Source organism: Prevotella dentasini JCM 15908 (assembly GCF_000614065.1).
Taxonomy (GTDB): Bacteria; Bacteroidota; Bacteroidia; order Bacteroidales; family Bacteroidaceae; genus Prevotella; species Prevotella dentasini.
The window spans coordinates 71,495-77,897 of the sequence record NZ_BAKG01000017.1 but is presented as its reverse complement, the minus strand read 5'-3'; the positions used below and the strand labels follow the sequence as shown (position 1 = coordinate 77,897).

4 protein-coding genes, 3 tRNA genes and 1 pseudogene are annotated in these 6,403 nt (G+C 54.4%); 2 read left to right on the top strand and 6 right to left on the bottom strand.

Going from position 1 to position 6,403, the window contains the following annotated elements; all coding sequences use genetic code 11:
- Positions 1–717 precede the first annotated feature (717 nt).
- On the top strand, positions 718–1,143 hold the full coding sequence (locus JCM15908_RS09330) for a hypothetical protein (protein ID WP_459995955.1): 426 nt from the start codon (positions 718–720) through the stop codon (positions 1,141–1,143).
- A gap of 124 nt (positions 1,144–1,267) precedes the next feature.
- Here JCM15908_RS09330 and JCM15908_RS09325 read toward each other — a convergent pair.
- The 6 genes and pseudogenes from JCM15908_RS09325 to JCM15908_RS09300 form a co-directional block, all read right to left on the bottom strand.
- A pseudogene (locus tag JCM15908_RS09325) lies at positions 1,268–1,468 on the bottom strand (IS982 family transposase); the annotation flags it as partial.
- 63 nt (positions 1,469–1,531) lie between these two features.
- A complete protein-coding gene (gene mnmE / locus JCM15908_RS09320) occupies positions 1,532–2,998 on the bottom strand; it encodes a tRNA uridine-5-carboxymethylaminomethyl(34) synthesis GTPase MnmE (RefSeq protein ID WP_306303724.1) in 1,467 nt (488 codons plus the stop codon).
- A gap of 345 nt (positions 2,999–3,343) precedes the next feature.
- Positions 3,344–4,219 (bottom strand): nucleoside phosphorylase, encoded by an 876-nt coding sequence (locus JCM15908_RS09315; RefSeq protein WP_025003133.1) that lies wholly within the window; start codon positions 4,217–4,219, stop codon positions 3,344–3,346.
- Between the two features lie 287 nt (positions 4,220–4,506).
- Positions 4,507–4,588: transfer RNA gene (locus JCM15908_RS09310), tRNA-Tyr, on the bottom strand.
- Between the two features lie 9 nt (positions 4,589–4,597).
- A tRNA-Val gene (locus tag JCM15908_RS09305) sits at positions 4,598–4,672 on the bottom strand.
- Positions 4,673–5,166: 494 nt separating this feature from the next.
- Positions 5,167–5,239, bottom strand: a tRNA-Met gene (locus tag JCM15908_RS09300).
- A gap of 365 nt (positions 5,240–5,604) precedes the next feature.
- Between JCM15908_RS09300 and JCM15908_RS09295 the strand changes: the two genes are divergently transcribed.
- A complete protein-coding gene (locus JCM15908_RS09295; protein WP_025003132.1) occupies positions 5,605–6,396 on the top strand; it encodes a Cof-type HAD-IIB family hydrolase in 792 nt (263 codons plus the stop codon).
- The last annotated feature ends 7 nt before the right edge of the window (positions 6,397–6,403 follow it).

Genomic DNA, 6,403 nt, shown 5'->3' with positions numbered 1-6,403 from the left:
CCGTTTCTGAGAGGTACAGCAGAAGTGTGTCGTTCCTGTTTTTTTGTGGGGCTGTGCTGAGAATCTGCCATGATGGAGCGATAGATGAATATCCGTGAATGGAAGGGGAATTGGCAGGGACGGACACCCCTGCCTGTCCGCACTATTTTGCTTGTGTATTTATGGTTGTTCCTCTTTGTTTCCGACAGGCACGGGGCCTGTCCCTACATTTTGGTTGCAGGATAGCGAGTATTTGCAGTTGAAGCCCTGTTTGTTTGTACGCTTTTCCTGCATTGCAGGCGAAGAGCAAGAAAGCTGTAGGGACAGGCCCCGTGCCTGTCCGAAACTATAGAATGTGAGGTTTGTTCTTAATGTCTGGTTGGGTCTGAGGCGGACAGGCACGTGGCCTGTCCCTACGTGTTGGTAGAGGAATGGGATAACACATAGGCTTCGGGGGATGTCGGGGCAATTTACCGGTTGAAAGACAGGTATTTTGGGAAGCGTTTCGGGAATAGGCATGCAGGACGACAGTGCTGCGGAGAAGGTGTTGATGCAATCGTTTTAACACTCGTTTGGGCACTTTAACGGCTAATGAGTTGACTATCAGCACCATTTTTTGTACCTTTGCAGCCGCTAACATGGAACTCAGACACGGTGGTAACTCTTTCTCACATAGGAACGTGTCGCAGAGGGAACCTCGCTTGAGGTACTTTCCAAGGTTCCGGAAACTTTTTAATGATGAGATATTTTAGAAGATTGAGCTTTGTAGTTTTAATGTTTTTAGCTGTCAGCCCGGCCAGTGCCGAAGCGAGCGCAAAGGATAACGGTTTTGATTGGAGTCCAGTGATGGACGCAATTATGATGGTAGAGAGTAAGGGTAACGCACGGGCAGTCAACGGACAATATGCCGGTATTCTTCAGATTTCGCCTATTTTGGTCAGGGAGTGCAACAATATCCTCAAGGTTCGCGGCAGCGGCAAGCGGTATTCGCTTTCCGACCGTTTCAGTGCATCGAAATCTCGCGAGATGTTTGTCCTTATCCAGTCTTTCCACAATCCGCTGAACAGTGTCGAAAAGGCCATCCGCATTTGGAACGGTGGTCTTCGGTACAATATCCGGCGCACGCAGAAGTATTTCAACCGGGTAATGGGCTTTCTTCGTTAAGGCTTACCTACTATTAGAAAAATTCCCCACGGGCTTTCTGGTCTGTGGGGAATTTTCTTTATCTCCGGCTGCCATCGGACGGAAAGGCTGTGGGGCAGCGCATAAATACGTGAGTTCGACGAATTTAGAATAGCTCAATCTGTGCATCCAAAATCCTTTGTACTTTGATGGACGGCTTCTTTGTAAACAGGCAATGGGCAGTAATGGTTCCGGATAAGTTGACGACAAAATTGTCAAAGCATCCATGTCTGAGGTGCTCCGTCTGTGCAATCTTCTTGAGTCCGTCATTCATTGTATCTATGATGGCTTTCTTTCTGAGCAGCAAAAAGCGTTGAGTTTTGCTTGTGAATACTTAACGCTTTCAATGGTGTTGGCTTGTAATTGTGTCCTATTTACCGATGCAAAAGTGGGAAAAAATGTTGTTCAGCGTCTCCTGACTGGTGATTTGCCGGCCCGTTATCTCTCCAAGGATGGCGAGGACGTCGCGGAGGTCCTCGGCAACGAGGTCGCCCGAAAGGGAGAGGGAAAGGGCTTCGCGGACACGGAGGAGGGAAGTATGGGCACGGGTGAGGGCATCGTAGTGGCGGGCGGACGTTACGATGACGGAGTTCTCGTCGAGTGAGGGGAGGTCGGCGGCGGCATAGAGGGCGGATTCGAGGTCGGTGATGCCTGTGCCGAGTTTGGCGGAAATATTTATCATGGATGATTGGCAGTTGGCACTTGTCAATTGTTTGTTGGCGATTTCCTTTTTTTCATTGTCCGTTGTCCGTTGTCCGTTGTCCGTTGCTTGCTGTCCGTTATCCGCTGTCCTTTGTACGTTGTCCATTGCCAATGGTTCTTTGTCTATCTTGTTGCGGACGGTTATGAGCTGCTTGTCGGCGCAGCGTTGCCGCATGTCTGATATTTCGGATGGAGTGGGGGCAGAGTCGGTGAGCCAGATGACGATTTGTGCTTCGTTGATTTTCTGATATGTGCGCTCAATGCCGAGCTGCTCTATCTGGTCGGAAGTGTGCCGGATGCCGGCAGTATCGATGAAGCGGAAGGTGATTCCGCGTATGTCGGCGGTGTCTTCGATGACGTCGCGTGTGGTGCCGTGGATGTCGGATACGATAGCGCGCTCGTCGCCGAGGAGGCGGTTGAGGAGGGTGGACTTGCCGACATTTGTCTTGCCGACAATGGCAACGGGTATGCCGCGCTTGAGAGCCTTGCCCGTCTCGAAGGAGTGGGCGAGCGAAAGGACTCGCTCATCAATCTGCCGGGCGAGGCCGGCGAGTTCGGTGCGGTCGGCAAACTCCAGTTCCTCGTGGTCGGAGAAGTCAAGCTCGAGTTCGAGGAGCGACGTCATCTTCAGCAGCTGTTCGCGGAGCGTGGACAGCTCTGAGCTGAAATGCCCCTTCAGCTGCGACAGGGCTATGCGGTAGGTAGCGCGGTTGGTAGAGGCGATGAGGTCGGCCACGGCTTCGGCCTGCGAGAGGTCGAGCCGTCCGTTGAGGTAGGCGCGCTGCGTGTATTCGCCCGGCTGTGCCTGCCGGCAGCCTGCCTCGGTCAGCCGGTGGAGAATCTGCTCCATGATGTAGGCAGAGCCGTGGCAGGAGATTTCGCATGCGTCTTCGCCCGTATAGGAGTGTGGGGCGCGCCAGAGCGCGACCACTGCCTCGTCGATAGGACTGCGGTCGGCATGGAGGATGTCGCCGTAGTGGAGGGTGTTGGCAGGGGCTGATGTGATGTCCTTGCTGAATACGGAGGCGACGATGGGGACGGCGTTGCTGCCCGACACCCTTATTACTCCGAGTGCACCGCCCGGCCGGGTGGCAAGGGCGCAGATGGTATCAGCTGACAATTGACGATTGACAATTGACGATTTTCTCTTCTCTCCGTTGTTATTGCTGGCTGTTGTCAATTTCTTATGTTGGTTTATTCTTAATATTTGTTTGCTGTTGTGCCGTTTTCAGGGCAATGCCGGGTTGGGAGGCAATGCCTGTTTGGGCCTGTGTCTGTTGGGTCTCCCTTGCGTTGGCCCGACGCCTGTGCCGCCCTTCAGGGTTCTTTGGGAAATGACGCCCCTTTTGCCTAAATTCAAAAATTTTGCCAGACGGATAATCCGAATGGCAAAATCTCAGCTTTTATCATATATAACATTCATTCTCAGTTGCCCGTCGCCAATTGTCAACTATCCGTTGCCAATCGCCCGGTGCAGTTATCAGATTCTTTCCAGTACGCGCTCTATCAGTCCGTCGATGGTATTCTTGTAGTTGGCGTTGGCCTCGCCTGCGAGCCGGTTGGCAATGACCATACAGCAGGTCATGGCCTTGTGCCCCATCAGGTTGGAGAGGCCTGCGAGGGCCGATGACTCCATTTCGAAGTTGGTGATGCGCAGCCCCTGATACGAGAACTTCTCTATCTTGCTGTTCAGGTCGGGGTCTGCGAGCGGCAGTCGGAGACGGCGTCCCTGCGGCCCGAAGAATCCTCCGCAGGCGATGGTAACGCCCCGTACCATGTCGTCGGAGGCGATGCGGTCGAGCAGCCCGGGGTCGGCATTGGCCACATACGGGTTTCCGAGCTGTGGTTCCCATTCCACCTGTTTCTTGAACTGCTCCTCGAAGTCAAGGTCGCTCATCTCGTTGCGCCCTCCATAGAAATTGAGCAGTCCGTCGAAGCCGATGCTCTTCACCGAAGCCACGTAGGTGCCGATGGGCGTATTTGGCTGCAGTCCGCCACAGGTGCCGATGCGCACGAAGGTCAGCTGGCGCAGCTCGTCCTTCTCCTGCCGTGTCTCGAAGTCGATGTTGGCAAGGGCGTCCATTTCGTTGACGACAATGTCCACGTTGTCGCACCCGATGCCTGTACTCTGCACGGTGATGCGTTTTCCGCGGTAGCGTCCTGTGATGGTGCGGAACTCCCTGTTGGCCACTTCGCACTCAATGTCCTCGAAGTGTGATGCTACGAGTGCGACGCGTCCGGGGTCTCCAACGAGTATAATCTTGTCTGCCAAGTTCTTGGGTTTCAGATGTAGATGGAAGATGCTTCCGTCTTTATTGATTATTAATTCGGAAGGTGCAAAAAGGTTTTTCTCCATGATAGTAAGAATTAGAGTAGTTTTTTATTCTAATGAATCGGTCTGACAAAGTTATGAAAAAAGCAGGAAACCGCCAAGGAAAACATCTTATAATTTATATAATGGCAGGCATGGAAGCCGTTGCGGCCTTTCCCGTCTGGTCTTTTGCGAGACAAGGCGCGGAGACATCCCGGTTAGTCGCGGACGTCCGGGAACGTAGCCGGAGCATCATCCTGTCCGTGCCCGTGCATCATCCGCCGGATGAAAGGCACAAAAAAAGGACACGACCGAAATCGTGTCCCTTTACGTGGGTAGTGATGGATTCGAACCACCGAAGCTAGAAGCAGCAGATTTACAGTCTGCCCCATTTGGCCACTCTGGAAACTACCCGAGCCTGTGTGGGCGTTGACGGATTCGAACCGCCGACCCTCTGCTTGTAAGGCAGATGCTCTAAACCAGCTGAGCTAAACGCCCTTGCTTTTCGCAAGTGGGTGCAAAAGTAGTGAAAAATATCGAAGCACGCAAATTTTCGGGTGAAGTTTTTCGTCAAAGTTTCAAGTTTCCCGATTCTCTGCTGCCTGTCCGCCACGCGCTCATCGGACAGACACGCGGTCTGTCCCTACATCTTCGCTTGCTGCAAACGGGGGGTTCACACATGAAATTTGCCCTTTATGCACCTTCTGTCAGGCTTGCAGGCGAAGAGCAATCAGCCTGTAGGGACAGGCCCTGTGCCTGTCCGCCTTTCTCGCATCGGACAGACACGCGGTCTGTCCCTACATTTTTGCTTGCGGAGAGGGGTTGTTTGCAAGATGAAAATGTTTATCCTGTCCGTTTTCTCTGAAGGATGGCGCGGCCGTTCCGTCTTGTCTGCCTGCCGTGCAACGGGATATGCCGCATCGAGACTGCGACGGGCATATACGGAAAAACGTCCGAAACGCTTTGTACAAGCTGTTTCGGACGTTCCTTTGTTGCGGGTGCAGGACTCGAACATGCGACCTCCAGGTTATGAGCCTGGCGAGCTACCAACTGCTCCAACCCGCGATATTAACCCAACATCAGGATTTTGATTTCCTAAATGCGGATGCAAAGGTACGCATTTTTCCCCGAACAGCCAAATGTTTTTGGCGGAAAAATGAGGGAAACGGGGAATTTAACAGTGTTTTAATCTTTGCTTCCGGCTGCATATACCTTAATTATATAGGCGGAGAACGGGGAAGAAGACTTGCAGGGCGAGGGCTGTGGGGCAGCCCGTACCGGCGGTATTCCGCCGCCTCGGAGGGAGGGCAGGAGGGTGGGGGCGCGTTGCGGAACAGCCGGGCGGGGCTGCCTCCATGTTGCAGATTCCGTTTCGCGTGAGGGGGATAAACCAAATTATTTTCGTACCTTTGCATGCTCACAAAGACGACATGGCTATAAAAGCGGCATTTTTCGATATTGACGGGACTCTGGTCTCATTTTCCACACACACCGTTCCTGCCTCCACGGCCGACGCTCTCGCACGGGCCAAGCAGCAGGGACTGCGCATCTACATCGCCACGGGCCGTCCTGTGGCCATCATCAACAACATCGGGCCTGTCCGCCACCTTGTGGACGGATACATTACCTTCAACGGGGCGTACACGTTCGTGGGCGGCCGCGACGTCGTTGTCAGGCCCATTCCGCGCCGCGACGTCGAGGCAATGCTGGCCGATGCCCGCCGTCGCGACTATACGGTGCTGGTCTGCGGAAAGCACCGCATAGCCGTCTGCAACCATCACGAGGTCTTCGACGAAATCTTCGTGCGCGGACTGGGCGTAACAAACATCGACACGGGTCTGACCCCCGACCAGCTCGGAGACGAGCCGATACTGCAGCTGACGCCTTTCTTCACCGAAGCCGACGAGCGCGAAATCCTTCCCCTCATGCCGGGAAGCATCTCGGCGCGGTGGAATCCGCGCTTCACCGACATCACCGCCCGCGGTGCCGACAAGGGCAGTGCGCTCCGCCTGCTGGCCGGGCACGAGGGGCTGAAGCTCTCGGAGTGCATTGCCTTCGGCGACGGGGGGAACGACCTGTCCATCCTCCGTGCCGCAGGCGTGGGCATAGCGATGGGAAATGCCACCGACGCCGTGAAGGAGGCGGCCGACTATGTTACCGATTCGGTAGACGAGGACGGTATCCGCAATGCCCTTCTGAGGCTGGGCGTCCTGTCGGAATGACCGCTGC